The sequence below is a fragment of the Paludibaculum fermentans genome (assembly GCF_015277775.1).
GTDB lineage: Bacteria > Acidobacteriota > Terriglobia > Bryobacterales > Bryobacteraceae > Paludibaculum > Paludibaculum fermentans.
This window is the reverse complement of the sequence record NZ_CP063849.1, coordinates 4,656,699-4,682,943: the sequence shown is the minus strand read 5'-3', so window position 1 is coordinate 4,682,943 and position 26,245 is coordinate 4,656,699. Positions and strand designations below refer to the sequence as shown.

The 26,245-nt window shown below is 64.2% G+C and carries 20 protein-coding genes; 11 read left to right on the top strand and 9 right to left on the bottom strand.

What is annotated here, in order from left to right; genetic code table 11:
- Position 1 precedes the first annotated feature (1 nt).
- The gene (locus IRI77_RS18330; RefSeq protein WP_194453475.1) at positions 2–919 is read left to right on the top strand and encodes a hypothetical protein; all 918 of its coding nucleotides are present in this window, start codon (positions 2–4) and stop codon (positions 917–919) included.
- Between the two features lie 217 nt (positions 920–1,136).
- Here IRI77_RS18330 and IRI77_RS18325 read toward each other — a convergent pair whose 3' ends face one another.
- Positions 1,137–2,033, bottom strand: a complete 897-nt coding sequence (locus IRI77_RS18325) for a hypothetical protein (RefSeq protein WP_194453474.1) — start codon at positions 2,031–2,033, stop codon at positions 1,137–1,139.
- Positions 2,034–2,242: 209 nt separating this feature from the next.
- Here IRI77_RS18325 and IRI77_RS18320 point away from each other — a divergent pair, with 209 nt between their 5' ends.
- Positions 2,243–2,965: a hypothetical protein gene (locus tag IRI77_RS18320; RefSeq protein ID WP_194453473.1), complete on the top strand. Its 723-nt coding sequence runs from the start codon at positions 2,243–2,245 to the stop codon at positions 2,963–2,965.
- 956 nt (positions 2,966–3,921) lie between these two features.
- Here the strand turns inward: IRI77_RS18320 and IRI77_RS18315 are convergent.
- The gene (locus IRI77_RS18315; RefSeq protein ID WP_194453472.1) at positions 3,922–5,304 is read right to left on the bottom strand and encodes a sugar porter family MFS transporter; all 1,383 of its coding nucleotides are present in this window, start codon (positions 5,302–5,304) and stop codon (positions 3,922–3,924) included.
- 52 nt (positions 5,305–5,356) lie between these two features.
- Positions 5,357–6,286 (bottom strand): tetratricopeptide repeat protein, encoded by a 930-nt coding sequence (locus IRI77_RS18310; protein ID WP_194453471.1) that lies wholly within the window; start codon positions 6,284–6,286, stop codon positions 5,357–5,359.
- Between the two features lie 62 nt (positions 6,287–6,348).
- Here IRI77_RS18310 and IRI77_RS18305 point away from each other — a divergent pair, with 62 nt between their 5' ends.
- Positions 6,349–6,615, top strand: a complete 267-nt coding sequence (locus tag IRI77_RS18305; RefSeq protein ID WP_194453470.1) for a FeoA family protein — start codon at positions 6,349–6,351, stop codon at positions 6,613–6,615.
- Positions 6,616–6,619: 4 nt separating this feature from the next.
- Positions 6,620–8,515: a ferrous iron transport protein B gene (feoB, locus tag IRI77_RS18300; RefSeq protein WP_194453469.1), complete on the top strand. Its 1,896-nt coding sequence runs from the start codon at positions 6,620–6,622 to the stop codon at positions 8,513–8,515.
- Positions 8,516–8,521: 6 nt separating this feature from the next.
- Here the strand turns inward: feoB and IRI77_RS18295 are convergent, their stop codons facing one another.
- Positions 8,522–9,712, bottom strand: coding sequence for an HD domain-containing phosphohydrolase (locus IRI77_RS18295; RefSeq protein ID WP_194453468.1), 1,191 nt, complete (start codon positions 9,710–9,712; stop codon positions 8,522–8,524).
- A gap of 261 nt (positions 9,713–9,973) precedes the next feature.
- Between IRI77_RS18295 and IRI77_RS18290 the strand changes: the two genes are divergently transcribed.
- The 5 genes from IRI77_RS18290 to IRI77_RS18270 all read left to right on the top strand — a co-directional run bounded on the left by IRI77_RS18290 (position 9,974) and on the right by IRI77_RS18270 (position 16,049).
- On the top strand, positions 9,974–11,596 hold the full coding sequence (locus tag IRI77_RS18290) for an arylsulfatase (protein ID WP_194453467.1): 1,623 nt from the start codon (positions 9,974–9,976) through the stop codon (positions 11,594–11,596).
- A 376-nt stretch (positions 11,597–11,972) separates the two neighbouring features.
- Positions 11,973–12,248, top strand: a complete 276-nt coding sequence (locus tag IRI77_RS18285; protein ID WP_194453466.1) for a hypothetical protein — start codon at positions 11,973–11,975, stop codon at positions 12,246–12,248.
- A gap of 212 nt (positions 12,249–12,460) precedes the next feature.
- Entirely contained in the window at positions 12,461–12,802 is a 342-nt protein-coding gene (locus IRI77_RS18280; protein WP_194453465.1) for a PadR family transcriptional regulator, read from the top strand.
- The gene (locus IRI77_RS18275; protein WP_194453464.1) at positions 12,799–15,372 is read left to right on the top strand and encodes an ABC transporter permease; all 2,574 of its coding nucleotides are present in this window, start codon (positions 12,799–12,801) and stop codon (positions 15,370–15,372) included. Before IRI77_RS18280 ends, IRI77_RS18275 begins: the two co-directional genes overlap by 4 nt.
- A gap of 125 nt (positions 15,373–15,497) precedes the next feature.
- On the top strand, positions 15,498–16,049 hold the full coding sequence (locus IRI77_RS18270; protein WP_194453463.1) for a DinB family protein: 552 nt from the start codon (positions 15,498–15,500) through the stop codon (positions 16,047–16,049).
- Here IRI77_RS18270 and IRI77_RS18265 read toward each other — a convergent pair.
- The 4 genes from IRI77_RS18265 to IRI77_RS18250 all read right to left on the bottom strand — a co-directional run bounded on the left by IRI77_RS18265 (position 16,046) and on the right by IRI77_RS18250 (position 22,881).
- Positions 16,046–17,095 carry a hypothetical protein gene (locus IRI77_RS18265; protein WP_194453462.1) on the bottom strand — a complete coding sequence of 350 codons (1,050 nt, stop codon included), beginning with the start codon at positions 17,093–17,095 and terminating at the stop codon, positions 16,046–16,048. The two genes, IRI77_RS18270 and IRI77_RS18265, sit on opposite strands and share 4 nt — an antisense overlap.
- A gap of 131 nt (positions 17,096–17,226) precedes the next feature.
- Positions 17,227–20,463: a hypothetical protein gene (locus tag IRI77_RS18260; RefSeq protein WP_194453461.1), complete on the bottom strand. Its 3,237-nt coding sequence runs from the start codon at positions 20,461–20,463 to the stop codon at positions 17,227–17,229.
- Positions 20,464–20,640: 177 nt separating this feature from the next.
- Positions 20,641–21,414 (bottom strand): class I SAM-dependent methyltransferase, encoded by a 774-nt coding sequence (locus tag IRI77_RS18255; protein ID WP_228486802.1) that lies wholly within the window; start codon positions 21,412–21,414, stop codon positions 20,641–20,643.
- Positions 21,415–21,504: 90 nt separating this feature from the next.
- The gene (locus IRI77_RS18250; protein WP_228486801.1) at positions 21,505–22,881 is read right to left on the bottom strand and encodes a phosphatase PAP2 family protein; all 1,377 of its coding nucleotides are present in this window, start codon (positions 22,879–22,881) and stop codon (positions 21,505–21,507) included.
- A 544-nt stretch (positions 22,882–23,425) separates the two neighbouring features.
- Here IRI77_RS18250 and IRI77_RS18245 point away from each other — a divergent pair.
- Both IRI77_RS18245 and IRI77_RS18240 read left to right on the top strand, forming a co-directional pair.
- Positions 23,426–24,409 (top strand): AraC family transcriptional regulator, encoded by a 984-nt coding sequence (locus IRI77_RS18245; RefSeq protein ID WP_194453459.1) that lies wholly within the window; start codon positions 23,426–23,428, stop codon positions 24,407–24,409.
- A 104-nt stretch (positions 24,410–24,513) separates the two neighbouring features.
- Positions 24,514–25,278: an SDR family oxidoreductase gene (locus IRI77_RS18240; protein WP_194453458.1), complete on the top strand. Its 765-nt coding sequence runs from the start codon at positions 24,514–24,516 to the stop codon at positions 25,276–25,278.
- A 25-nt stretch (positions 25,279–25,303) separates the two neighbouring features.
- On the opposite strand, the gene IRI77_RS18235 is transcribed toward IRI77_RS18240, so the two are convergent.
- A complete protein-coding gene (locus IRI77_RS18235) occupies positions 25,304–26,200 on the bottom strand; it encodes an RNA polymerase sigma-70 factor (protein WP_194453457.1) in 897 nt (298 codons plus the stop codon).
- Positions 26,201–26,245: the final 45 nt, after the last annotated feature.

Below are 26,245 nucleotides of genomic sequence, written 5' to 3'. Positions count from 1 at the left end.
CATGCCTCTGCGAAACCCGATTCGGGCAGTCCTGGTCGTACTGCTCTCCGCCGCCGGCCTCCCCGCCCAGTCGACGATCACCCCCGCCGGTCCGGTGCAGCCGCCAGCCCTCACCGCCCTCAACAACGCGTTTCGCGCCGCCTACGCCGAGGCAAAAATCAGGGTTCTCGCCGCCACGAGTCCCACCATCTTCGTCAATGGCGACAATTTCGCCTTGCTGCGCGACGGCCGGCGTGTCGAGGCAAACACCGCCGTCCCCATCTACGACCCGGTGAAGTCCATCGCCCACATCCCGCTCGCCATCTATGTGACCCTCACGCCAGGCGACGGAGCCCTCGACGAGGCCCGCCTCCAGACCATCACCACCCTGCGCAAACTCATCCCGCCCGCGGAAGCCAGCCTCGACACCCTGGCCCTCTCCGCCGCCTCACTCGCCCGTCAGAAGAAGATCCTGTCCGCGTCTCTTGCATTTCTGGACGAAGTGGCCGCCAGTCGCCGGGTGGAGCGCGCCCACCTGCTGGCGTTCACCCACGCCATGGCTCAGCCCGTACTGGAGAACTCCAGGGAGGCGGCCCGCGCCCAACTCGATGCGATCCATGCCCTGGTTTCGGCCTGGCGCCGCGACCTGAGCCCCCAGGAATGGAGCCGGCTTCACGTGGTGATCGTCGGCCCCCACATGCCGCGGGAGAACCTCACGGTGATTCAGTACTTCTTGCGTCTATTGCATGAGACGGCCGAAGGGGGCCGCGTGGTCTATGCCGAGGCCCTCTGGGAGGAACCGAAAGCCCTCGACCTGTTAGCCACTCACGTGCTCGACGGCAGTGTCGGGGAAGCCTTCTTCGGAGAGCCCATGCGGATGCACCGCGACATGCTGGGCGAGGCCGCCGGCCAATACATCCCCACTCTCCTGCCCAACTAATACGCGGACGCAGAGCCACGAGTGCAAACGGAGCCGCGAGTGTCAACGAGCGGAGGACGAACCGAAAACCCCCAGCCACCCCGCCGAGGCGCCGCCAACCCCACCCCCCGAAGTCGAACCGCCGCGAACAGAGCCGCGAGTGTCAACGAGCGGGGGACGAACCGAAAGCCCCCAACCAACCCCAACGATGCCCCCGAGGCCCCCCCGCCCTCCCCCATCACGCAAGGCTCCGGTAAATCCCGCTCCGCGCCACTGACCGCAGAAACGCCTCGCCCGTAAACACATCCTTGGGAATCGCCCGCAAATACTCCGCCGCCGCCCGGATCAAATCGAAGTCATCCGCCTTCCGGCCCGCCTCTTCCAGCGTGCTGAAGTACAACGGATACTCCTCACCCAGCAGCTCCACCAACGCCGGCAGCCGGTTGCACACCAGCGGCGTACCCCGCACGATGCACTCGACCACGGTATTGTTCACCACCGTATCGTAGAGATCCAGAAACACGACACTCTCGCTCAGCAACTCATCGAACGCCGCGGCATCGTGATACGGCAACACCTCGACGGTCCCCCAATCCGCGCCGCCGGCCGCCGGCTCGTGCGCCCGCTCCTTGCTGGCCAGCGCCTCCAGGTACGCCGCTCCGTCCTGCCTGGGGATCAGGCACGATTTCCGCAGCCTGCTCACGTCCAGCCGGGCGATGGAGTGGATGCGCCGCAACCACGCGCCCACCTGGACAATCCTCGGCCTCTGAAGAGCGAGGAAGCGCTCCCAGTCAAAGACCTGTGCGGGACACTCGGTGGGATGGATCAGCGCCTCCACCGGCACCGCCACCCGAGCCGCCAGCCAATCCCGCATCGCGGCGGAAAACGTGAACAGCCCGCGGCATTGCGGCAGGCTGTCCTGCCACGCGGGCAGGGACAGAATGTGCTGCGGAGCCGAGGTCGTCTCGTGCCACTCCGGAATCCCCGGCGGGTTGTGTACGAAGCCGGTCCAAGGCTGCCGGTAGGGCACAAACTCGGAAGTCTCATGCCGGGCCAGACTCCAGCAGAACGTGTCTTCCACAAAGCTGTCGAGCAGGATGCCGTCCGTCGTCAGCAGGGGCGTCAACGCTTCCATGGCATAGCCCCATCCGCTGCGATGGTGTGGAAAGCGGGAAGGTCCTGCCAGCGAGAATCTCGGAACGAGGTTTTCCATGAGGGAGCCCAGTGCCGATAAGTATAGCCCAGGGGGCCCGCCGCGCCCATCCCTCAGGAGGGTCCCGGCACCGGCATATCTTCGCCCCCGGGCGGCCCGCCTCCATCCGGCCGACTCGCTACACTGGCCCCATGCGATTCTGCCGTCTGCTAGCCGCTATCGTATTGAGTTGCCTTGCTGCCTTCGGGCAGGGGCCTGCCGCTCCAGCGGCCGCCAAACCCGTGGAAGCTCCTCATGCGAAGGCGGGTGGCGTGGATCTCGCCGTCCCCGGTCCAGGCGGCTTTCCCGAGGTCGGCGATCGCCTCAGGACGACCGTCTTTGAAGTGCTCACCCCCGCCAGCAACCGCCTGCTGACCGCCTACGTGCCCGCGGAAACCCTGGCGGAGTTTTCGAGCGGCAAGTTCGGCGACGGGATGCGCCACTACGCGATGCTCGAAGTGCCCCGCCAGGGAGAGTATGTCGATTGCACCCCCGAGGCCTTTACCCAGGTCCAGGAAAGCATGGAAGCGGCCATGGGCAAGTTCGACTCCAAAACCCTGGGGGATGCGACGGAGGAACTGAACATCCGCCTCAAGAGCCTGGGCTCGAAACCACTGGAAGTCGGTCGGCCGGAGCCGCTGGGCGGGCTCTTCAAGAAGACCGGCTCCTCCGGCTCCTCCGGCTTCGCCATGCTATTGGCCTTCAAACAGGGGGAGCGGACACTCACCATGGTGACGTGCATCGGCGTCCTCCGCGTGAAACAACGCGTCCTCTTTGCCTATCTCTATCAAAGGTACGAGTCGCCTCAAACGGTCCAGGGCCTCGGCAAGGAGCTGGAACAGTGGACCGATGCCCTCCTAGCCGGCAATCGGTAGCCTGCCGTCAGGCAGCCGGCCCCCAGGTCGCACGAATCCCAAGCAGGAAGAGATGGCGTCACCGTCGATGCGAGTTTATTTCTCTTTTCCTAGCAATAACTTGGCGCGAATACCCCGCATTTCCTTCGGCTCACCGTGCACAATGGGGCCGCCGGAGCGAGCGGTCAGGCCGCACGCTCCCCCAGATCTTTGATTCGAGAACCGCCGCCGGCAGCGGCCATCCCTCATCCGGAGGCCGCCAGAGCCAGGGGACTGCACTGCCGCCCAGATCTTTGATTCGAGAACCGCCGCCGGCAGCGGCCATCCCTCATCCGGAGGCCGCCAGAGCCAGGGGACTGCACTGCCGCCCAGGAGATTCAGGTGAACCAGGTCACCGGAATCCACCGTGCCTGAGGCATCAAACCCATCTCTTCGCCCCCAGGCGAAAGTCCCCCACTCCGCCGCAACAACCTCCAAAGCGCCCCCAGCCTTACCCCCGGCGTGAGCCGGGGGCCCGCCGCAACACCAACGCCAGCCCCACCATCCCAACGACGGCCCAGCTCCAACAACCAAACCGCCGCCCCCAGCCTCACCCCCGGCGCGAGCCGGCGGCCCATCCCAACAACAACGGCACCTGAGGGATCAAACCCACCTCTTCGCCCCAGGCGAAAGTCCCCCCACTCCGCTGCAACAACCTCACCGCCTCCCCCAGCCTTACCCCCGGCGTGAGCCGGGGGCCCGCCGCAACACCAACGCCAGTCCCGCCATCTCAACGACGGCCAACTCCAACAAACGAAACCGCCTCCCCCAGCCTTACCACCCCCGGCGTGAGCCGGGGGCCCGCCGCAACACCAACGGCACCTGAGGGATCAAACCCATCTCTTCGCCCCCAGGCGAAAGTCCTACCCTCCGCCCCAATAACCCCACCGCTCCCGAGACACCGCGCGGCGCCCCCGGAACGCCAACCGCTCCAATCCCTACTCAGGCCGCCACAGCTTCTCAATCTCTTCCAACGTGTGCCCCTTCGTCTCCGGAGTGAACCTGGCCACCACCCAAATCGTCAGCACGCACATCCCTCCATAGATGAGGAACGCGCCCGTTGGCCCCAGCGCGGAGGCAATCGACAAGTAAGTAAAGGTGAGAATCACGCAGGCCACCCAAAGCGCCACGGTCGCGATCGACATCGCCCGGCCCCGGATCCTCGTCGGAAAGATCTCGCTCAACACCACCCAAACGCCCGGCCCGAGGCCCACCGCGAACGACGCCGTACACAGAATCATCAACGCCATCACCACTGTGGCGTTCGGAGGAGTCTGCAGGAAGGCCAGGGCCAACCCCGCATGGGCAATCACCATGCCCCCGGCCGAAAACATGAGCAGCGGCCGCCGGCCCAGTTTGTCGATCAGCCACAGCGCCACAATCGTCGACAGGCAGTTCACCAGCCCAATGAAGACGTTCGCCCCGATCGCGGCCGACTGCGAATGCCCGCCCACCTGCTCCTTCAGGATCACTGACCCGTAGAACAGCACCGTGTTCACGCCCGTCCATTGCTGCAGGATCGCCAGTCCGATCGCCAGCACCAACGCCCGCCGGTACCCCGGAGCAAACAGCTCCGACAGCGTCCCGCTCTCCTCCTGGATCGCTGCGCGGATCGCCGCCAGTTCGATATCGGCTTGCGCCCGCCCGCTCACCTTCGCCAGTACACGGTGAGCCTCCTCGTCCCGGCCCTTTTCGCACAGCCAGCGCGGGCTCTCCGGCACGAAAAACAGGGCCAGCAGGAAGAACAGCGAAGGGATCGCCGCCACCGCGAACATCCAGCGCCAGGCTTCGGCGCCCATCGAGGAGAGCATCCAGTTCACCAGATAGGCCAGCAGGATGCCCGTAACAATTGCCATCTGGTTCAGCGAAACCAGCCGCCCGCGCATGTGCGCCGGAGCCACCTCCGCGATATACAGCGGAGCCAGCAACGAGGCCATGCCGATCGCAACGCCGCCCGCTACGCGCGCCATGACGAACTCCGTCAGATTTCGCGGCAGCGCCGCCCCAATCGAGGACAACGCGAACAGCACCGCGCAGAAGATCAGCACCTTCTTCCGGCCCAACCGGTCGCTCCACCCGCCGCCGCAGGCCGCGCCAACGACACAGCCCACCAGCAGGCTCGAGGCGGCGAACTCAGTCTGCAGTTCAGACAGCGCGAACTGCTGCTTCAGGAACAGCAGCGCGCCGTTGATCACCGCGATGTCGAACCCGAACAACAGGCCGGAGGTCGCCGCCACCAGGGACGCCAGGTAGACATAAACCAGGTTCACCTGGATCGGTTGGGTAGTGACGGAGACGGGCCGTAGGATGGGGCCGGGCATGGCGCAGCCATCATATCAGGTGACTTTGTCTGAAAAGAGAAGGGCTTTGCGATCAGGCCTGCACGCCGCCCACGACGGCTTCCTGCCGCAACCGGGTCAGCTCCCGCCGGGCGATGCCGGCCCAGTATCCGGCCGGGTCGATCTTCAAATAGGTCCGCCAGTGGCGAACCGCCTGCAACAGCTCCCCGCGGCCCTGATACAGCAGGGCGATGTTGTAGTGAGCATCGGCGTAGTCCGGTTGGATCTCGAGCGCTTTTTTGTAGCACTCCAGCGCCGCCGGCCACTGGTTCAGCTCATCGTGCAGGTTGCCCAGGTTGAAGTGCGCCAGCGCATACTGGGGCTGCAACTCAATGGCCGCCCGGTATTCCCGCTCCGCGTCCTGCCACTTCTTCAGGTGGAAGTACACCGTGCCCAGGTTCGCATGCGGCCCCGGAGCCTCCGGATTGTACTCAATCGCCTTTAGATAGGCGGCCACGATGTGTTCCGGTGGACCGCCCGTCTGCTCCAGTTCGATCGCCTTTTCGAACCACTTCTCCGCCTCGCGCTGCTTCGAAGCCAGGTTGTCGGCCAGCGTCTGCTCGGCCCTGTTGCCAGGGAATTGCAGAAGCCGGCGAATTTCAGCCTGATCGAAATCCAGCAGCAGTTGCCCGGTCAGCGGCTCCATGCGGCGTCCATCCACCTGCACGGATAGACGCTTCCCATCAGTAAAGATTTTTAATTCGCTCAGCGGATCCCGTACATGCGCCAGCTTCTCCCGCAACGAATCCAGGATCAGCCGGATACGCTCGGGACGCAGGCGCTTGCTGCGCAACTGCCGCAGCGTCTTCAGCGCGACAAGGTCTTGAAACTGATAAGGATCCAGCGGTTGTACAAATCCGTGGGACTCCCAATCGGCCAGCACCCGCTCCTGTACGCCCAGCAGACGGCAAACCTCGTCTCGGGAATACGTGCGTTTCGGAGCGGGATCGGACACGTGCGCCATTGTAGCATCGGCGCAACGATCATTAGGTGCGGCGCGCCGTTCGGGAGTATACTGGAATCGAAATGCAACTCAGTGTCAAAGATGGCGCTGTAGGAATCAGCGCTTGGACCCTGGCCGACCTTCGGGATAACGAAGAAGCCATGCTCGACCACATCGAGCTGCCCACCGACTTCGCTCTCCGCCTCATGGAACTGGGCTTCCTCCCTGGTCATCCGGTGTCCGCCGCTCACTCCGCGCCTGGTGGCGATCCTCGGGTTTTTCGGGTCGACGGCGGCGAAATCGCCCTGCGCCGCGAAACTGCCAGGCATATCTTCCTGAGAAAGCACTGATTCCATGAGCGACTGCCACGATTGCGGGCACGCGAAAACAGCTTCCGCTCTCGGTGTAGTACCTCCGCCCAAAGCCACCGTCCAGCGTCTGGTGGCCATCGTTGGTCCACCCAATTCGGGTAAATCAACACTTTTTAATAGACTTACCGGCCTGCGCCAGAAAGTCGCCAACTTCCCCGGTGTCACCGTCGAGCACCGCCTCGGCAAAGCCCACCTCCCCGGCCACCACGACGTCGACCTCATCGACCTGCCGGGCGTATACAGCCTCCAGCCCCGCTCCGAGGACGAACGCGTTACCTTTGATGTCCTCAACGGCAAGAAGTCCGGCCTCCGCGCGCCCGACGCCGTCGTGGTGGTGCTGGACTCCACCAACCTCGGCCGGCACCTGCCGCTGGTCGCCTCCATCCTCAGCCTGCGCCTGCCCACCTTCGTTGTCCTGAATATGGCCGACGACCTCCGCCAGCGCGGCGGCAGCGTCGAGGTCGAGTCGCTCGCCAACGAATTGGGCACTCCGGTAGCTCTCATTAGTGCCAGCACCGGAGAGGGCGTCAGTTCCGTTCTGCGCTTCCTGACCGGTGGCATCGCCATCCCCAAGCCGGTGGAGCTCCCTGTTTTGAACGACTTGCCGGCCTGCCGCCAGTGGGCGCGCCGCGTTTCGAACGATTCGGGCTACACCCGGCCCGCGCCTCCTGTCTGGACGCGCCGCTTGGACAGCGTCTTCCTCCACCCCTTCTGGGGTCCGTTGGTCTTCATCCTCGTCGTCGGCGCCGTCTTCCAGACCATCTTCACTGGAGCCCGTCCCCTGATGGAGGGCGTCCAGGCCGCCATCGGCAACTCCGGCCAGTGGCTCCGCGCCCTGATGCCCGACAACATGCTGCGGTCGCTGCTCATCGACGGCATCTGGAGCGGCGTCGGAGCCGTCCTGGTCTTCCTGCCCCAGATCCTGCTGCTCTTCCTGTTCATTGCCGTCCTGGAAGACTCCGGCTATCTGGCCCGCGCCGCCCTCATTGCCGATCGCACCATGGCCCGCGCCGGCTTGCAGGGCAAGAGCTTTATCCCGCTGCTCTCGGCCTACGCCTGTGCCGTTCCGGCCATCATGGCGACACGCACCATCGAGAGCAAACGCGACCGCATCGCCACCATCCTGGTGGCCCCCTTCATGACGTGCTCGGCGCGCCTGCCGGTCTACACGCTGATCATCGCCGCCTTCGTGCCCGATAAGCCCTTCATCGGCCCGTTCATCTACACCCGCGCCGCCGCCATGATGGGCCTGTACGTCCTCGGTTTCGCCGCCGCCGTCTTCACCGCCCGCGTCCTTAAGTCCTCTATTCTCAAGAGCGAACGGACACCCTTCGTGCTCGAGATGCCCGCTTACCGCATGCCCACCTGGAACTCCATCGGGTTGCGGCTGCTGGACCGCAGCAAGGCGTTTCTGAAGCGTGCCGGCACGGTCATCCTCGGCGTCTCGGTCATCCTGTGGATCCTTTGCAGCGTGCCCATGATTGATGGCAAGGCCCCGCCCATCGAGCAAAGCCTCGCCGGGACACTGGGCCGTGCGATCGAGCCGCTCATCAAGCCCCTTGGTTTCAATTGGAAGATCGGCATCGGCCTCATCACGTCGCTGGCCGCCCGAGAGGTGATCGTCGGTACGCTCGGCACCATCTACGGAATGGAGCCCGACCGGGATGCCGCGGGTCTGCAGGCCGCCCTGCATCGCGACCTGACGTTTGGTGGCGCGCTCGCCCTGCTCGTGTTCTTCGCCTTCTCCATGCAGTGCATGTCGACGCTGGCCGTCGTCCGGCGGGAGACAGGTGGTTGGAAGTGGCCCATCATCCAGTTCACCTATATGGGTGTTCTGGCTTACATCTGTGGCTTCGTCGTCAACCGCATCTGGAGCTAAGCCCCGCTATTTCAGGACTTCCCGCGACATGCGGGCCAGCGAGTCGCGCATCGACTGCAACTCCATGCCCTCTTCCGAGCCGTCGTCTTCCGGTGCGAAGAGTGCCGCCGAGCGCGCCACGAAGTTGGGCTGCCTGACCATCTCGACAAAGACCGAAACGAGCTCCGGATCGCGCCAGCCCATCTCCGACTCCTTGCCCAGGATCTTCATCGCCTCTTCCGGCGCAAACGCCGACTTGTAGCTGCGGCGCGAGGTGAGCGCGTCGTAGATGTCCGCCAGTTGCAGAATGCGCGCCAGCAGCGGGATCTGCTCTCCACCCAACCCATCCGGATAGCCGGTTCCATCCCACTTCTCGTGGTGGTTGCGGATGACCGGCAGCACCGGCGACAACGACCGCATGCGGCGGCAGATCTCCTCACCCTTCCAGGTGTGCGACCGCATGATGGTCCACTCCGCTTCCGTCAGTACGCCCCGCTTGAAGAGGATCGCGTCCGGAATGGCGATCTTGCCGATGTCGTGCAGGAAGCCGCCCCGGTACAACGCCACCAGGTCCTCTTCCGGTAATCCCAACGCCGTGCCCAATGCCACGCTCAGGGCGGCTAGCCTCTGGCAGTGGTTCCCGGTCTCTTTGTCCCTCTGCTCCACCGTCTGCGCCAGGGCGAAGAGGATGGTCTCGGCCTCTTCCAGGGAGTCGATGGTCCGCTTGTTGCGCAACATCGTCCGGATCCGCGTCCGGACGACGGCCGGCTGCAAGGGCTTGATCAGGAATTCGTCTGCCCCAGACTCCAGCCCCGCCACTTCATTATCAATGCCTTGGACGCTGGTCAGGATCAGGATGGGAATCAGGCGGGTGCGCCGGTTGGCCTTCACCTGCCGGCAGAACTCAAAGCCGCCGTACATCGGGTGACCCTGGGCCGGCATCATCATATCCGCGATGATCAGGTCCACCGGTTCGCGCTGCAGGATGTGGAAGGCGTCCACCGGGTTGCGGGCATCCAGCAGGCGGTACGGGCCCGCTTTCAGGATCCCTTTGATCAGCTGGCGGTTGATGTCCACGCTGTCGACAAGCAGGATCGTCGCCCGCCCCAGGGTCTCGCTCACCAGCGCGCTGGCGGGCAGAAACAGACGCGGCGCCTCTGGCGTCGCGGCCGGGGCTTCGACATCTACCGGCGGTACTGCGCTGTCGTGCGGGTCCATCCCAAATACATCCATCTGATTCATCGGCCGAACCAGTACACCGCTTTAGTCGGAAGTCCCTGGGATTGTACTAGTCGGCAACCTGATTCCGGCTGACCGTCCCGAATGGAGTGGGAAGACGCCCCCAGCGATCGATGCTGCCCGTTTTCAATGTCTTACGCCAGCCCCCTGATTCGCTGGCTCGCTCGCGCCAGCGCTGCCGCCCTGCTTGTCATAGAATGCGATCACATCGCGCGTCCCGTGGCGATGCCGGAATCCAGCATGAGCCTTACCCGCAGATCGTTCCTCCACACGGCGGCCACAGCCGCGGCCAGTGTTGGCCGTTTGACGGGCGCCCAGGGGGAGCGCCCGAACATCCTCCTGATCCTCGCCGACGATATGGGCTTCTCCGACATCGGCTGCTACGGCTCAGAGATCGCCACGCCCAATCTGGATCGCCTCGCCGCGCAAGGCGTCCGGTTTACGCAGTTCTACAATTGCGCCCGCTGCTGCCCCTCCCGCGCGTCCCTGCTCACAGGCCTCTACCCGCATCAGGCCGGCATCGGCCACATGGTCGATCAGGCCGGACCCCAGCCCGGTTACGCCAACGACCTCAGCCCGCGCAGCCGTACGATCGCGCAGGTCCTGAAGGCCTCCGGCTACCAGACTGGCATGGCCGGCAAGTGGCACGTCACGCCGGTGAATCAGTCGCGCCACAACTGGCCGCTGCAGCGCGGCTTCGATCGCTACTACGGCATCATCCACGGAGCGGCCGACTACTACAATCCGCCCACCCTGACCTTCGGCAACGAGCCCGTTGCCCCTGGCCCGAACTACTACTTCACCGATGCCATCGGCGACCACGCCGTTCGCTTCCTCGACGAGTTCGCCCAAAGGCCCGATCCCTTCTTCCTCTACACCGCCTTCACCGCGCCGCACTGGCCTTTGCACGCCCGTCCGGAAGACATCCGCAAATATGCGGGCCGTTACAACCAGGGCTGGGACGCGCTCCGCCAGGCCCGGCACGAGAAGCAGCTACAGCTCGGCCTGCTGCCTAAGCGCTGGCCCCTCACCACTCGCGACAGCCAGGTGCCCGCGTGGCGGGATGCGCCGGACCATGCCTGGCAGGCCCGCCGCATGGAAGTCTACGCCGCCATGGTCGACCGCCTCGACGTGAACATCGGCCGCATCTTCGACAAACTCAGCGCCACGGGCCGCGACCGCAATACGCTGGTCCTGTTCATGTCGGACAACGGCGGCTGCGCCGAGGAGATCCAGCCCACCTGGAAGGGACGCCACATTCCAGCCGGCACTCGCGACGGCCGCCCGGTGAGCGTCGGCAACAAGCCCTCCGTGATGCCGGGTCCGGACGACACCTACCAGAGCTACGGGCTGCCCTGGGCCAACGCGAGCAATACGCCGTTTCGCCTGTATAAGCACTGGGTGCACGAGGGTGGAATCTCGACGCCGCTGATCGTCCGCTGGCCCGGCCACGTCCCCGCGGCTCCGCGCTTCGACCACACCCCGGCCCATTTCATCGATGTCATGGCGACGTGCGTCGACGCCGCCCGTGCCCCCTATCCAGCGCCAAACGGCGGTCCGGATTCGGCGCTTCCGTTGGAAGGCCGCCCTCTGGTTCCGGCCGGAGGCCACCATGAGGAGCGCAGCCTCTTCTGGGAGCACGAAGGAAACCGGGCCATGCGCCGCGGACCCTGGAAGCTGGTAGGCAAGCATCCGGGCGACTGGGAGCTCTACAACATCGACGAGGATCGCAGCGAGCTCCGCAACCTGGCCGCAACGGAGCCGAAGCGAGTCCGGGACATGGCCGCCGACTGGGGCCGCTGGGCGGATCGCGCCGGCGTCCTGCCGTGGGAGCAGGTCAGCAGGCAGCAGACGGCGCGGTAGCATAGGCGTCGCGCGCCGCAAGTCCCGCATCGCCGGACAGCTGAGGGCCAGATGCATCTCCAGGCAGGGTGACCGAAACGCTCTATTCAAGACAAGAAGAACAGATTCAATGGCCTGCCGGTTAGAGGTGGAAGAGCAAGAACATACACTCCTCTTCCGAGTGGAAGAGACGCCACCATGGCATCAGGCCGCCATCGCGGCCATAGCGACGGGCGGAGCTGTAGCCTGGGCCGCTCACTGGTTAGGGGCTTCCATGCTGCTACTTCTGCCAGTGGCTGGAATTGCGGCTCTAATTGCCTTCCGGGCAACAATGAGCCCGAGCCATGCTGAGCTTCAAGTGACGAATCTTGAGTTCATATCACGCGGAGCGCATACCGTGACCTGGTTTCAATCAGAGAGCCGCGTCCCGCGCGCCAGCGTGCGCTGGCTGGAGTATCGAGAGGACGAGCGGGGGCCCGAATCCAACACCTTCGGCGGCGTATGCGCCAAGGGGAAGTACTCGGCCACATGCGTACTCCCGTTCGTCGACGAGGCGCAAGCCATCGAGGTCATCGAACGGATCGGGCAAAAGTTCGTTGCGGTCGGCGGCCAGTCAAGTGAAGAGTCTCCGTTTGGACGGCATTTCACGAGGCTAAATCTCAACGACCCTTGAGAGGTTTGGATGTTCCTGTTCGGCCAACGTGCCGCTTCAAACCAACTTCGACCTGACCTTTAAGCTTCCGCCAACAGGACTGGCCCAGGCTTGCGCCGTCGCCTGTCCCACGGCCCCCGTTCCCGGGCTCTAGCATAAGCACGTCCCGGTCCCCTATCGGATTTCTCTATTGACATCTTGTTCGGGTGGCGGCATTCTACACATAGAAGCCTATGCCTAGACCTCTAAGAAGCGAGAACCTGCAAGGCACGCTCGATCTTCTGGTGCTCAAAACTCTCGCGGCGCGTGGTGCCCTGCATGGTTATGCCATCTCGACACACATTCAGCAGGTATCGGACGATTTTCTACGGGTAGAGGAAGGATCACTCTATCCGGCGCTGCATCGTATTGAGGGATTGGGATGGATCTCTTCGGAGTGGAGCACGTCGTCGACGAACCGTCGAGTCAAGTTGTACAGCCTCACGGCGGCGGGGCGGCGACAGCTCGAGATTGAGCAGAAGCGCTGGGATGAACTGACACTGGCGGTGAAAAAGGTGCTGGAATGCTACGGATGAAGCTGCGATCCATGTGGAACCGGCGCCTGGATGAAGACCTGCAAGATGAACTGCGTTCGCATATCGAACTGAAAGCGGAGGAGCTTGAAGCGAACGGCATTCCGCGAGACGAAGCTCTTCTTGAAGCACGACGGCGTTTCGGAAATGTGACTCTTGTGGCGGAGAGCACGCGCGAACTTCACGTCTTTACCGGGATCGAAAGCATTTTTCAGGACATCCGGTACGGTCTCAGGCGGTTGCGCCGCGAGCCCGGCATCACGGCCGCGGTGGTTGTGACTTTGGGTTTGGTCATCGGCGTCAACGGCGCGATTTTCAGCGCGGTGGAAGCCGTGCTTCTGCGCCCACTGTCCTACCCGGAGCCGGATCGTCTGCTTCAACTCTACGGGACGACAAAGGACTCAAGTCAGGACGGAATCTCAATCGCAGATTTGGAAGCTCTGGCGTCGGTGCCTTCGCTCGCCGGCATCGCCGCAGAACAGACCCAGAGTGTGAATCTTACCGGAGTTGAGGAGCCTGGCCGGCTGATCGGCGGATTCGTCAGCAGCTCATATTTCGGAATCCTTGGTGTTACTCCAGTGTTGGGCCGCGGCATCAATGCGGAAGACGAGAAGCCGAATGGACCGGGTGTTTGCGTCCTGAATTACGCCGTATGGCGCGACCGATTCGGCTCGGACCCGAGTGTCCTCGGGCGATCGCTGATTCTGAACAATGCAGCGCACACCGTGGTCGGAATCCTGCCTGAGAGTTTCAGACCGCGCCACACCAATGCCGAGGCATGGATGCCGGTACGCGACTATCCCGGGTATTCACGGGATCGTGCCCGTACGCCGGTATTCGCGCTGGCGCGACTGGCGCCCGGCGCAACCATTCAGCAGGCGCGTGCGGAACTGGGGGGTGTCATGCTGCGGCTTGCGCAGGAATACCCGAAAACCAATCGTGACCGTGGAGTTGCCGTGAGCGCGCTGAGTGAGATTGCGGTGGGGGCCAGGCGCAACCCGTTGCTGGTCCTGAGCGCGGCCGCGGCGTGTATCCTGCTGCTGGGATGCGCGAACATCGCGGGGCTGCTGCTGGCGAAAGCAGTGGGGCGCAAACAGGAGATCGCGATTCGTGCTTCACTGGGCGCCAAGACGGGCCGGCTGATGCGCCAACTCCTGACCGAATCTCTGTTGCTGGCCGGAGCAGGCGGCGTCGTCGGGATGATATTCGCGGATCTCGGAGTGACGATGCTTCGCGTCTACAGTCCAGATCTGGTCGGATCGACGGAGTTGCGCCTGAATCCACAGGTGCTGGCCTATCTTGCAGTCGTAGCGATTCTAACCGGCATTTTGTTCGGACTAGCGCCGGCATTCAACGCCCGAACACAGGCAACCGCCTCATTGCGGCAGCGGGGGGACACGAGAAGGCGCAGGTTCCAGAACGCGCTGGTCGCCGGGCAGGTTGCGCTAGCGCTGATACTGCTGATCGGCGCAGGGCTGATGGGAGCCAGCCTGCGGAACGTGGCCGCCATCGAGCCGGGCTTCCGCGCCGAGCGGGTGCTCACGATGGAGTATCGTCTGGCGCCGGGTAAGTACGCGAGTGCAAGCCGCCAGGCAACGATGCAGTATCGCATCGTCGAGAGTGTGGCCTCGGTTCCGGGAGTTGCCTCAGCAGCCTTGGTGGGCGCCCTGCCGTTCAGCGGAAATGCAAACCGGATTTCGATCACCTTGCCCGATCGCCCAGAGCCCCTGGCGATCGGCTACAACCCCATCTCGCCGGGGTACTTCCGGACAGCAGGCATACCGTTGCTCAAAGGGCGCGACTTCTCATTTGCCGATGCGGAGAATTCGCAAGCGGTCGTGCTGGTGAACCGGACTTTTGCCGACCGCTTCTGGGCAGGGAAAGACGTTCTTGGGCGTCAGATCAGGATATCCACAGGTGCATCGGCTTCCACTCCCGTAACAATCGTTGGCATCGTCGGCGATGTAAAACAGTTCGGTCTCGCCGAAGGTAACGAACCCCAGTTGTACAGACCGTATGCGCAGGATCCGTACGACTTTGCGACGCTGGTCGTGCGTACGAAAGGCGATCCTATGGAACTGGCGAAAAGCGTGAAGCAGGCCATCTGGGCTGTCGAGAGACAGCAGTCTGTATGGAAGGTTCGGACCCTCGAGTACCTGGTTGACCGTTCCTACAACTTCCTCCGGTATATCACTTGGGCGACGGTTGCTTTCGCCGCGCTGGCGCTGCTGTTGGCTGCCCTCGGGCTGTATGGGCTTCTTTCGTACACCGTGAATCAGCGCACAGCCGAATTGGGCATCCGCATGGCGGTGGGCGCTACGCCAGCCGACGTGCTGCGGTTGGTGGTCCGGGACGTGCTTACTTTGACCGGTGCCGGAGTTGTTACTGGCATCGTTTTCGCTCTGTGGCTGACACGGTTCCTACAGTCGCAGGTGTATGGCGTCACGACGACGGAACCTGCGATTTATCTCGGCGTAGCGATTCTTCTGTTGATTGTTGCGTTGGTGGCGGCGTGGTTTCCGGGGCGACGCGCAGCGCGGCTGGATCCAGTCATGGCGTTGCGGCAGCAATAGACGCACTTTGGTTCGCCCGTTCGACAAAATTCATCCAGGTGCGCCGCAGTGTCCGGGCCTCACGCCTATGATCTCGGCCGCACTGCGCCACGTAAGCTTTTGCCCATCGCCTTGCGCAGAAGATAATGGAGTTTGATCATGCGTTCCCTTTCTCCCGCCAGGCACTGCTTGCCGGCTTTCGCCCAGCAACTTTGACCGGCTGCCCGGCTCCGGGCACCCGTAGCTTCTCCGCCGTCCTGGTTCACATCGCCGTTGCCAATTTCTGCCTGCTCCACCTTTCCGGAGTCCGAACCCCCGACAGCCTTGAGTTGTATGGCGAGTTGGAGCCGGACAGCCCAGTACAACGCCTGGCCATGGTCCGCAAGAATCTGGCCATGGAACGTACCCTCACCGGCCAGCCAGCCGTCATCGATTTCCTGCGGCGCTCACTGGAGGCCGTCCAGCTTTCCATGACAGACGCCAGCGCCGAGACCCTGGAGGAATCACGGAGTTTCGTGGAAGAGGAGACTACGCGCCGCCGCCTGCTCCTGCGGGCGCTGGTGCACACCCATGAACACATGGGCCAGGCCGTCGCCTATGCTCGAGCCTTCGGCATGCAGTTGCCGTGGCCCGATCCACTGGCGGGCCTCGAAAACATGCCCGTGGACATACCTGCGGAACACGCGGCCACGGGTTAGAGTTGCAGTGGCGGTGTGTACGAGGGCGCCCTGTGGAGCAGGTCATGCTCCGGCGCAAACAATCCCTGCCGCAGCGCATCCGGCAGTTGCAAGGGAATGTTTGGCGGGAGTTCCACTTGGGGTTCCTCCAATGGGATCGCACTGGGCGGTGGCTGTTCACCGGCTGGCGAGACGAGAACCGTGTAGGTGCCACGTTCGCTTCCCTTTTCCAGAAGCACGGATGCTTCGGAACATCCTGTGCGACTCAAGTCAATGGTCGTGCCCCCGCCGCCTAGCGGTGGTCGCAGGAGTTCCAGCCGGTACGTGCCTCGTGGGAGATCATCAAAGCTGAACCAGCCTTGATCGTCAGAGGCTGTTTCGCTTCTTGAGGCCGGCCCGGTCAAGCGCAACACCGCGTGGGGCGGGCCAGATGCAGACTTGAATCCAGCCGAGCCTTCGCGCCAATCCAGAACCTCACCATAAACACGAGGCAACAGTGGGCGCCCGTCTCGCGCGGCTCGCAGAGCCTTCAAGTCCTCTCGCGCCAGCCTGGTATCGGCCGGAGCGTTCCTCATGCAGGCCCCAGTCTGCCATCGGCCCGATTCGGCTTCCAGTGTGGCGACCACCAGATAAGTCCCGCCGCTCGCAAACCGATAGCCGCAGCTCGATATGTCAGTGAAGAGTTCAAAGGAGCGTCCGCGTCCGCCCTGCAGCCACTCGGCCACTCGGAACCGCACGCGGCGGGTCGCCAGGGTAATGCGGGCGTTCCAAAGCAGCAATTCATTGATCGAACGGGCGCGCTGAATCTGAACAATTTCCTTCGCGGACAGAACGCCCCGCCAGCGCTCCTGAAGCAGGGTCTTTGCCTGCCGGAGCGTCATTCCACCGCCCTCGGCAAGGCCCGCATCCTTCGCGCCTTCCACCTCCGGGTAGATCTCAGAGACGGTACCGACGAAAATCGCCCGCTGCCCGCCTGATGCCGACAATTCGCTGCAGAGGGGGCGGGGAAAACAGAAACAGGCCGAAGCCGGATGCTGCGCGGCGAAGAGCAATAACAGAAGACTCAAGGGGAGCCGGTTCCAACGCCTGGACGGATGGCAATTCATCTGACGCATGCACTCGTGCCTACTATGCTTGGACACCGCGGCCGGGGAAACGCTCCTGCCCTGGCGCCGTCTCGCCCCCCTGCCAACTGCCACTACTTCACCGCTATCGTTATGCCCGGGGCGCTTGAGGTTCCGCCCACTCGCAGTACCATGGGCACAGCCGGCCCCGACGGCACCTCCTCCGGCAAGCGAATCTTCACCCGAAACACGCCCTCCACCTGCCCCACCACCGGGCTCGCCTCCACGACCACTGCCTCGATTCCGCCCAGCGTGACCGCCATACTTAGCAGCGGCCGCTTCCGCTCATCCTCGGTGGTCCCGCCTGTCATGCCTGCGGGCGCCGTCTGTCCCAACCCTGTGGCCACGAAGGAGAGAGCCGTCCCTCGATCGGCCGGGTTCTCAGCGCTATTCCCGGAGCCGTCCTCATTCAGAACCTCCGCCTGCCCCTGTCCGGAGCCATCGGCCGTGTAGATGCCGGGCGCTGCCGTCACGACCGGCACTCCGCCGAGCAGGCTGCGCGCGCCTTGGAACTCCACCACAATCTCACTAAACAGCCGGCCCTCGACCTCATAAGGCGCCACCGCCTGCACTTCCCCCGGTGACACGAAAAGCAGCGGTGCGGCCACGCCGTCAAAGTAAAGCCGCGCGCCGCCCGCTTCAGTCAACTGCCTACCCTCGACATCGATGCCCACAGCCGTGCCGCCGGCTGGTCCTAGATTCACACCACGGACAGTGATGACCTCGCCCGGCGCAACCGGCTGAACGGTCTGCGATGCGCCGTGGACCATCGTGAATCCAAAGGGCGGACCTCCGTTCGATACAGGCAAGGCAGCCTCGGTGACGCTCAGCGATACCGGCACAGTAATCGAGCTCTGCGAATCCGCCGTGGCGGTGATCAGAATGCTGCCCTCGTATTCGCCCGGCTGCAGTTCCCGGGCGTCCACCACGATGCATACAGCCCCCTCCGACCATTTCATTGCTTTCAGCCATGCATGGCCGTCCGTAGTGGCGGCCATGCCGGTGGAGCCGACCGGCAGACCATCACTGCTGACCCGAACTCTGTAGTCCTGGCTACACGAGCTCCCGGTGGAGCCTCCGCTCGGGATGGACAACCTGAGACTCTCCGGCGAGACCGTCAACGGCAGCGAGTCCTTCCAGGTCACCAACGTCACAGCGGCCTGGGCCGGCATGTACTCCGGGTGGGTTGTCGAAGACAGGGTGATGTTCCCTCGATAGACGCCCGCGGGCAGGTTTCCTGCGTTCGCGGCAATCAGGACACCAGGGGCGCCGCTGGAGTCTTTCGTAAACGTCGCGGTGAGCCAGTCGCCGCCACCTTCGGTCGTGACCGTGGCCTCATCGGCGGGATACAGCCCTCCGCTCAGAAACCGCGTGGACGGTGTGTGGCTGCCGGACTGCGCCCAAAGCAGGATCGGATTGTTGCCCGCGCCGGTGCTGATCGCCGGAGGAGGCGTCTGAACCGGCCGATACAGGCTCACCAGCTTGGTCACGCTGTTCGCCGGCCCCGCAAACCGGATGTAGTTCACCGATGTGTAGACATCGCCGGTGAGCGCGGTGGCATCAGCGGTGACAGTGAACGTCGCGGGGGTCGTCGCCTCTTCCGGCGTGATGGACAGCCACGCACCGTGCGTCTGCTCCTTCAGTATGCTGGCGGAGATCCGCGCCTGCGCCCCCGTGCTGCTCACCTTCAATTCGATGGGAGCCGCAACGCTGCCGTCCGCTTTGGAGATGAATGACAAGCCGCCGGCCGGCTTTACTGAGATGATGCTCTCCGCGACACGCAGGACCAGCGGCACCACACGCGGCGGGCACATCGCGTTGCTGGACGCAAACACGAGGCTGCCGCGATACTCGCCCACCGCCAGCCCCGACGGGTTCACCCTCACACTGAATGTGGTCCCCTGGCAATCGGAGGAGCCGCCGCAGACGGTAGCGTGTTCCGGCGAGACGGAAAGCCATGGCACTCCGTCCGTTGTCGACGTCGATGCCGTGACCGGAATCGACAAGGCCGAGGCCCGCAGATTCAAAGCCAGCGAACTGGTCCGGGTCGAGCCGGTCAGCCACACCACACAAGCCGGATCCTCCGTCGCGCCCACAGAGATGTCCTCCGAGCAAACCGGCTTTCCCTCCGTCCAGGTTTCGGTCAGGGCCGGGGCAATGGTCCCGGCGGTCACAGGAATCAGCTCTCCCGGGGCTGCGTCCTCATCCTGGCCCGGCGTCCGGAACATCACCATCCTCACCGGTTTCGAAGCCGAGATCGACAGGGCTGAGGAGGACGATACGCGATTGGCCAGGGATACCGGCGGACCGCCTGCGATCTCGCCCGGTTCGAGCCTGCCGGTCGCGGTCGGGTACTGCAGATACGGACCTGCACCGATGCGCGCCAGATAGGTCACATCAATCGGCCCAGCGGATGCGTTTTGCACCATCGGCCATCCGTCAGCCGCCCACGCGGGCTGCGAAGGAAATACGGGCTGAAATGCGGCACCCTGAAAAGCCGGACTGCCCACGCCGCGGAGCGCCGGATAGAAGTCCGCCCACATCCCGTCAGGATTCCGCGCAACCACCCGTTTCCCTGTCAGTTCAGCCGGAGCCTCCAGCGTCACGGCCATCGCATGGACTCCATCGAAGGAGGCGGCCCGCACCGCTACTCCCTCGATCTCAATTTTCGTTTGTGCAGTGAAGCCCTGCCCGTCGATCCGAACCTTCGAACCCGCGGGCAGCACTCCTCCCCCTGGGCTCACAGCCTCGATCAACAGATGCCCCCCGACCTTGATTTCGCCAGCCTCGGCCTGCGGCAAATACTGATAGCCCTGGACATCCTTCCACGGCCTCCCGGCAAAGCTCACCGCGATCGAGCCGCGCGTACCGGTTGGGGTGCCATCCAGCACCGGAGCCACGATCGTAAGCACGGGCATTCCGGGGATCCGCCCAATTCCGCCCATGGCCGAACGGAAGTAGACCTCCACGTGACGCCCGTTCAACCGGGCCAGGCCCATCTGGTCCCCATTCGCGCTGAACACATCGGCCGCCACGGCGGGCCCGAATACAGCCGGATCCAGGTCCAGCGCAAGATGGCCGCTGGCGATCGCGCGGGGCGCGCGTAGCGTGAGGCGAATCTGGGCCAAAGCGCCAGGCGGTGTGTCCGGCGCGGAGATCGCGACCGGCAGCGACCTGGGCAACGTCTGTGCGGCCGTGACTTCGGAAAAAGAGGGAAGCAGGAAGCTCGACACCGCCAGGAAAATCGCAAGGCTATGCGATCCCGGCTGTCGCAGGGGCAACGGGTCCGGCCCGCTTGCCCACCTGCGCATTTCAGCGCTCACCGTCCTAAATCATCTCACTGTTGCGGGAATTTGCAAAATCCGGCGGTGGCGCCCGTTTGCTCTCCATCTCCGTTGCGGACCCGTTGCCGGCCCAGGCGGATCCCCCGACTGAACCACGCAATCGGGCCCGCAACGCCCGCCCTGCCTGTTCAGGCAGCCCGATCATCAGGCTCGGGTGGCAATGACCTCCAGATACTCAGCATCGACACTCGTGCCACCGCTTTTGGTGTTGTTATGCGCCGACCAGAGTTGAACCAGCTCATTCCGGAGTATCCGCTGCCCCTCCACGTCCAGGGAAGCAAACGCCCGTGTCATCGGCCCGTAGTTCTCCCGGAAGAACTCCACCACCTGGGCGGGCGGGAACGGATACTCGAAGCGATACATGCGGCGCGCGCATTGCACGTCGGAGATGCCGTCCCGCAGCCGTTCGTGAACGATTGCCTCGTCGCCCCACAGGACTGGCGAAGGCATGCCGGACGGGGCGATGTGCCGCGCAATGGTCTTGAACATCTGGCCGATGAAGCCGCCGGGCGTCCAATTGGCCATCGCGATCAGCCCGCCAGGCCAGCACACGCGGGTGAGTTCGGCCGCGACTCGCTCCGGCCTGGGCGCGAACATGGCGCCGATGAGGCTCACCACGACGTCGAACTGCCCATCGCGGTATGGCAGAGCCTCGGCATCGCCCTCCTCGAAGACGGCATCCAGGTCTTCGGCCATGGCGCGCAAACTGGCCTGTTCCAGCCAGTTCGTCGCGATGTCGCAGCCGGTCACCTGCGCGCCGGCCCTGGCCGCGATCAGCGCCAACTGGCCCGATCCGCAGCCGACGTCCAGCAGGCGCGAACCGGGCGCCACTCGCAGACGGCTGAAGAAGTCCTCCGCGCCCTTCTGCATGAAGCGCGAGAAGACGTCATAGTTCCCGGTCATCCAGGTGGTCTTCAAGCGAGCTTTCAAAGCCTCAAATTCGGGAGTGTTCTGAGGTTGTGTAGCGGTAGTGTGCATATTGTTTGTTTCCTTTTGATCTGAAGTCGATTACTGCTGGGAACCGTCGTTCTCGGCCCAGGCAATGAATTTGTGGGCGATGTTCCTGCCGAGTGTCACGCCGGCCTGATTGTCCATCTCGAAATGGATTCCGGCCCAGATGCGGGAATCACCCGCCTCTTTGCCCATTGCGCGGATCATGCCAGACCGGTCAGGGAACAGATACGCCAGCACCTCGGAACGCGCCGTCGAGAACGTGGAATGGTTCGACGGATAAGAAGGGAAGTTTGGCGCCGGGAACAGTGGAGCCAGTGATGGATCCAACTGCGCCGGGCGCAAGTACCAGTAGGCGAATTTGCCGTCCTGGCTGGCGATGAACGCATCGAACCCCACCGCGCCCAACAGTGCGTAGGCCCGCGCCGCCGCCGGCGGATTCAACTCGAGTTTGTCCTCCAGAACCCACCGGTTCAGTTGGACGAACGCCCAGGGGAAGACGCCCTCCGGAGTCTGCCAATAGAGAGCGCGGGCGTTGGTGTTGAGGTTTGCGGTGGTCAAGGCGCGCGGAAAGTTCTTCACGGCCGCCAGGTCCGCCTGTACTTCCGGGGACGTACACGCCGGTGGCGGCTGAGGGCGAAACTCAGCAGGCGAACTGAGCAGCAGCGGCTTCCAGTTCATGGCCGCGATGTTGCCGGGATTCGTGCCAGTCCACAGGCATGCGCCCGTGGGCACCGTGCCCGACCACACCATGTCGGACCCGTCGGCGCGAATCTTGGCTATCACCTGTTCCGCCACCCGCATCCCCAGTTCCCAACCGGCCAGATAGTCCGACGGGTATTCCACGCCCGCGTACAAACGCGATTTGCCCGCCTCTTCGGCCAGGCCCTGGAAATAGACCGCCTCGGAGGGCACCAGATACGCCAGCACCGCGGACGCCGCCGCTGCCGTGGCCGCGTAGTCGGAAGGGTACGAGGGGCTCTGCGGCACGGGGACCCTGGGAAGGATTGCCGGATCCACGTGCGAAGGCCGGGCGCGATTGTAGGCGTATTTCGCATTCCACGCCGCCACCGTCGCATCGTAGATGGCCAACGAAACATACGTATACGCATGCACCATCGACCGCCCCACAGGCTGCGCCGCGCTCTGCCGCTTCGTGATCAGGTCCATCCAGCGGTATGACGCCGGACCCGAATCCCAAAACCGGATCTGCTCCACAATCCGGGCGTCCGATTCCTTCGAGACCTCGCGCAGCCAGTCCAGTTCACCGCGCGTTTCCGCGGCCTCCGGCGGCGCGGGCACTCCATGATCGTTGCCCGACGAGATCACCCAGGTCTTCCACTGGCCCGCTTTCGTTGCATCCTGGGCCATCACCGTGACTGTTGCCGCGCTGAGTATCATCAGCGCACCGTGAATCCAAATTGCTCTAGACATCGATCTCCTCTCCTCCGTGTGTAATGAAGCCAACGCTCCTCCGAACGTTGGGCCTGCTGCTGGTGGCCAGGGGTGCGTCGGCCGCGGGCCGCATATTCGCGGTCCGGGGCCTTCGCCCTCTGGAGATGAAAACGGTGTTGTGGGTAGAACCCCCACCAGGGCGCCACCGGATGCGCCTGCGGCCATGGGCGGCAGGCCGCCTTGAGGACCCGGGGGGCACGCCCCGCGGGAACCTCTCCGCAAATGGAAACAGGTGAAAAGCCGTGGCCTTTCCCGTTTATTCCATTTCGCGGAAGTTGGGACTATTCAATGCGCTCGCCGGCGCGGGCATTTCCAGGCAAAGCGATTGCCTCGGACCTCAGTCGATACTGATCACCTCTGCATATGGAAAGTTGCCCGGTCTCGGTGCGCCTGGATACAATTGTGCAGGTCCGAGGCGGATTCAACCATGCTCCGGCGTCGCCAGTTTTTGCTCGGGAATCCGCAACCTACTAATTGATTTGCCGGTCATCCGCGTAAATTTGCAGAGAGTCCAGAGGGGATCATGGACGCTTTTTCGGATATCCTGAGCGGGGTCAAGCTGAACGGCGCATTCTATTTCAATGCGGAGTTCTCCGCGCCCTGGGGCGTCAACACTCCGGCCTCCCAGCACCTCACGGCCATGCTGTCGCCGGGATCCCCGCATCTCGTCATCTACCACCTTGTCCTGGAAGGTGGAGCGTTTGCCCACATGGACGGCTCCACTCTCCCCCTCGTGCCCGGCGATGTCGTGGTCTTCCCCCACGGCCACCCTCACGTCCTTACCAGTGAGCCGGAATCCTTCGAGACCCGCGAAACCGCCGAGGTTCAGCGCAAAGTGCAGGCGCGCGACCTCACCCGGCTGCAGGCCGGCGGAGGCGGCTCACGCACCCGGCTTGTCTGCGGCTTCATGGGCTGCGACCCGCAACTCAGCCGCCCCATCCTCAGTAGCCTCCCGCCGATCCTGAAAGTGAATGTCCGCACCGGCGCCTCCGGGCAATGGCTTGAAAACTCCATCCTGCAGCTTGTCGAGGAAGCATCCTCCGGCCGGGTGGGCAGCGAAGCGATGCTGGCCAAGCTCTCAGAGGCACTGTTTGTCGACATCCTGCGCCGCTACATTGCCAGCCTGCCGCAGGAGCAGACGGGCTGGCTCTCCGGCGCTCGCGACCCTGTGGTCGGCCGCAGCCTCGGTCTCATGCACCGCCGGGCCCATCATCCCTGGACCCTCGCCGATCTCGCCCGCGAAGTGGGCATCTCCCGCTCCGCCCTGGTCGAGCGCTTCACGCGCTATCTCTCCGAACCGCCCATGACCTACCTCACCCGCTGGCGCCTGCAACTGGCGGCTCGCTCGCTGGAGCGCACGCCGAAGGGCGTGGCGGAAATCGCGTCCGAGGTTGGGTACGAATCGGAGGCCGCCTTCAATCGTGCGTTCAAACGGGAGTTCGGCTTGCCGCCGGCCCGCTACCGGCGCGAACGACGGGGCGCTGCCGCCGAACAACCCGCCACCTGATCGCCTGCTGCCTGCTCCCCGAAGATTCCTGTCACAACTCGCCCCGCTATCCGGTCTTTGCTGGAGAAGCAGCTCACACAACAGACGGAACAAGGAGTTTCACCATGTCAAAGAAGATCGTAGTCGTCGGAGGCGGCGGGCTCATCGGCACCAGGCTCGTCGCCCTCTTGCGCGCAGCCGGCCACGAGGTTACGCCCGCCTCGCCCCGCACCGGCGTCAACGCCCTCACTGGAGAAGGCCTGGCCGAGGCGCTTCAGGGTGCCTCCGTCGTGGTCGACGTCACCAACGCCCCTTCCTACGAGGAAAAGGCTGTCCTGGACTTCTTCACCACCAGCACGCGGAACCTTCTTGCCTATGAGGCGGTTGCTGGAGTCGGACACCACATCGCCCTCTCCATCGTCGGCATCCACCGTAGCTCGCAGGTGCCCTACTTCCGCGCGAAGATTGCGCAGGAGCAACTCATCCGCGACTCCTCCATCCCCTACTCCATCGTGCAGGCCACGCAGTTCTTCGAGTTTGTGAAGGGCATCGCGGACTATTCCACCGTCGACGGGAAGGTCGTGGTTCCGGCGGCTCTAATCCAACCCATCGCGGCTGACGATGTCACCGCAACCCTCGCCCGTGTCGCCGAAGCCGCCCCCCTCAACGGAACCCTCGAAATCGCCGGCCCCGATCGTTACACCTTCGAAGCGGCGATCGGGATGGACCTGAACGCCCGCCACGACGCGCGCGAGATCGTTGTCGACCCCAAGGCCGGCTACTTCGGAGCTGGAATCAGCGAAACCGGGATCGTCCCCCTCGACGCCTCCGCCCAACTGGGCGCGACGCACTTCGAGGATTGGCTCCGCCAGACGGTCACTGCGGCCTGATCGACCGGGGACGTTCCTCCCCGGCTCAACCAGCCTGGGGCCGAGCGTCCCCTCGCACCACCCCGCTCAACTTGCTGGGCCGCATCACCCACAGCACCTGTTCGATCCCTTCCGCCGAAGCATCCACCGTCGCCAGGGCCACCGCCGCTCCATCCCGGCACAGCAGTACGCACGCCTGTCCATTCGCCTCGATCCACTCCAGCGTGACGCCCTTCCAGTAATGCCCCGAGAACGCTGCAATGAACTTCGCCACCGCCGTGCGTCCCATTACCGGCACGCCTGCCGCTCTCACCACGCCGCCGCCATCGGAATAGGACACCACATCCGCCGCCAGCAGCCCTTCCAGCGCCGCCAGGTCGCCCTTCTGCGCGGCCGCCAGAAACGCGTCCAGCAATCGCCGCTGCTCCGCCGGAGCCACCGGCACCCGCCGCCCGTCTGCAATATGCTTCCGCGCCCGCGTCACCAATTGCCGCGTATTCTCTTCACTCAGCCGCAGGATCTCCGCAATCTGCCGGTATGGGTAATCGAACGCCTCGCGCAGCACATACGCCGCCCGCTCCACCGGAGACAGCTTCTCCAGCAGCACCAGCACCGCCAGTTCCAGGGCCTGCCCGCGTTCGGCGCCCAAGCCAGGATCCGCGCTCGTATCGACTGGCTCAGGCAGCCAAGGCCCCACGTACTTCTCCCGCCTCGACCGCGCCGACTGCGCCAGGTTGATCGCCATCCGCGTCGTCATCGTCGCCAGGTAAGCGCCCGCGTCCAGCACCGCGCTGCGGTCGCACGACTGCCACCGCAGCCACACGTCCTGCACGATGTCCTCCGCCTCCGCCGCGCTGCCCAGCATGCGGTAGGCGATGCCGAACAGGCGCGGCCGCGCACTCACAAAGGCTGGCAGCGGGTTCTCGGCCAGGGTAGGTTCCATCTGTCAAGTTTAGGCGATGCGCCCGGGCGTCCTCTACAAGAAGGC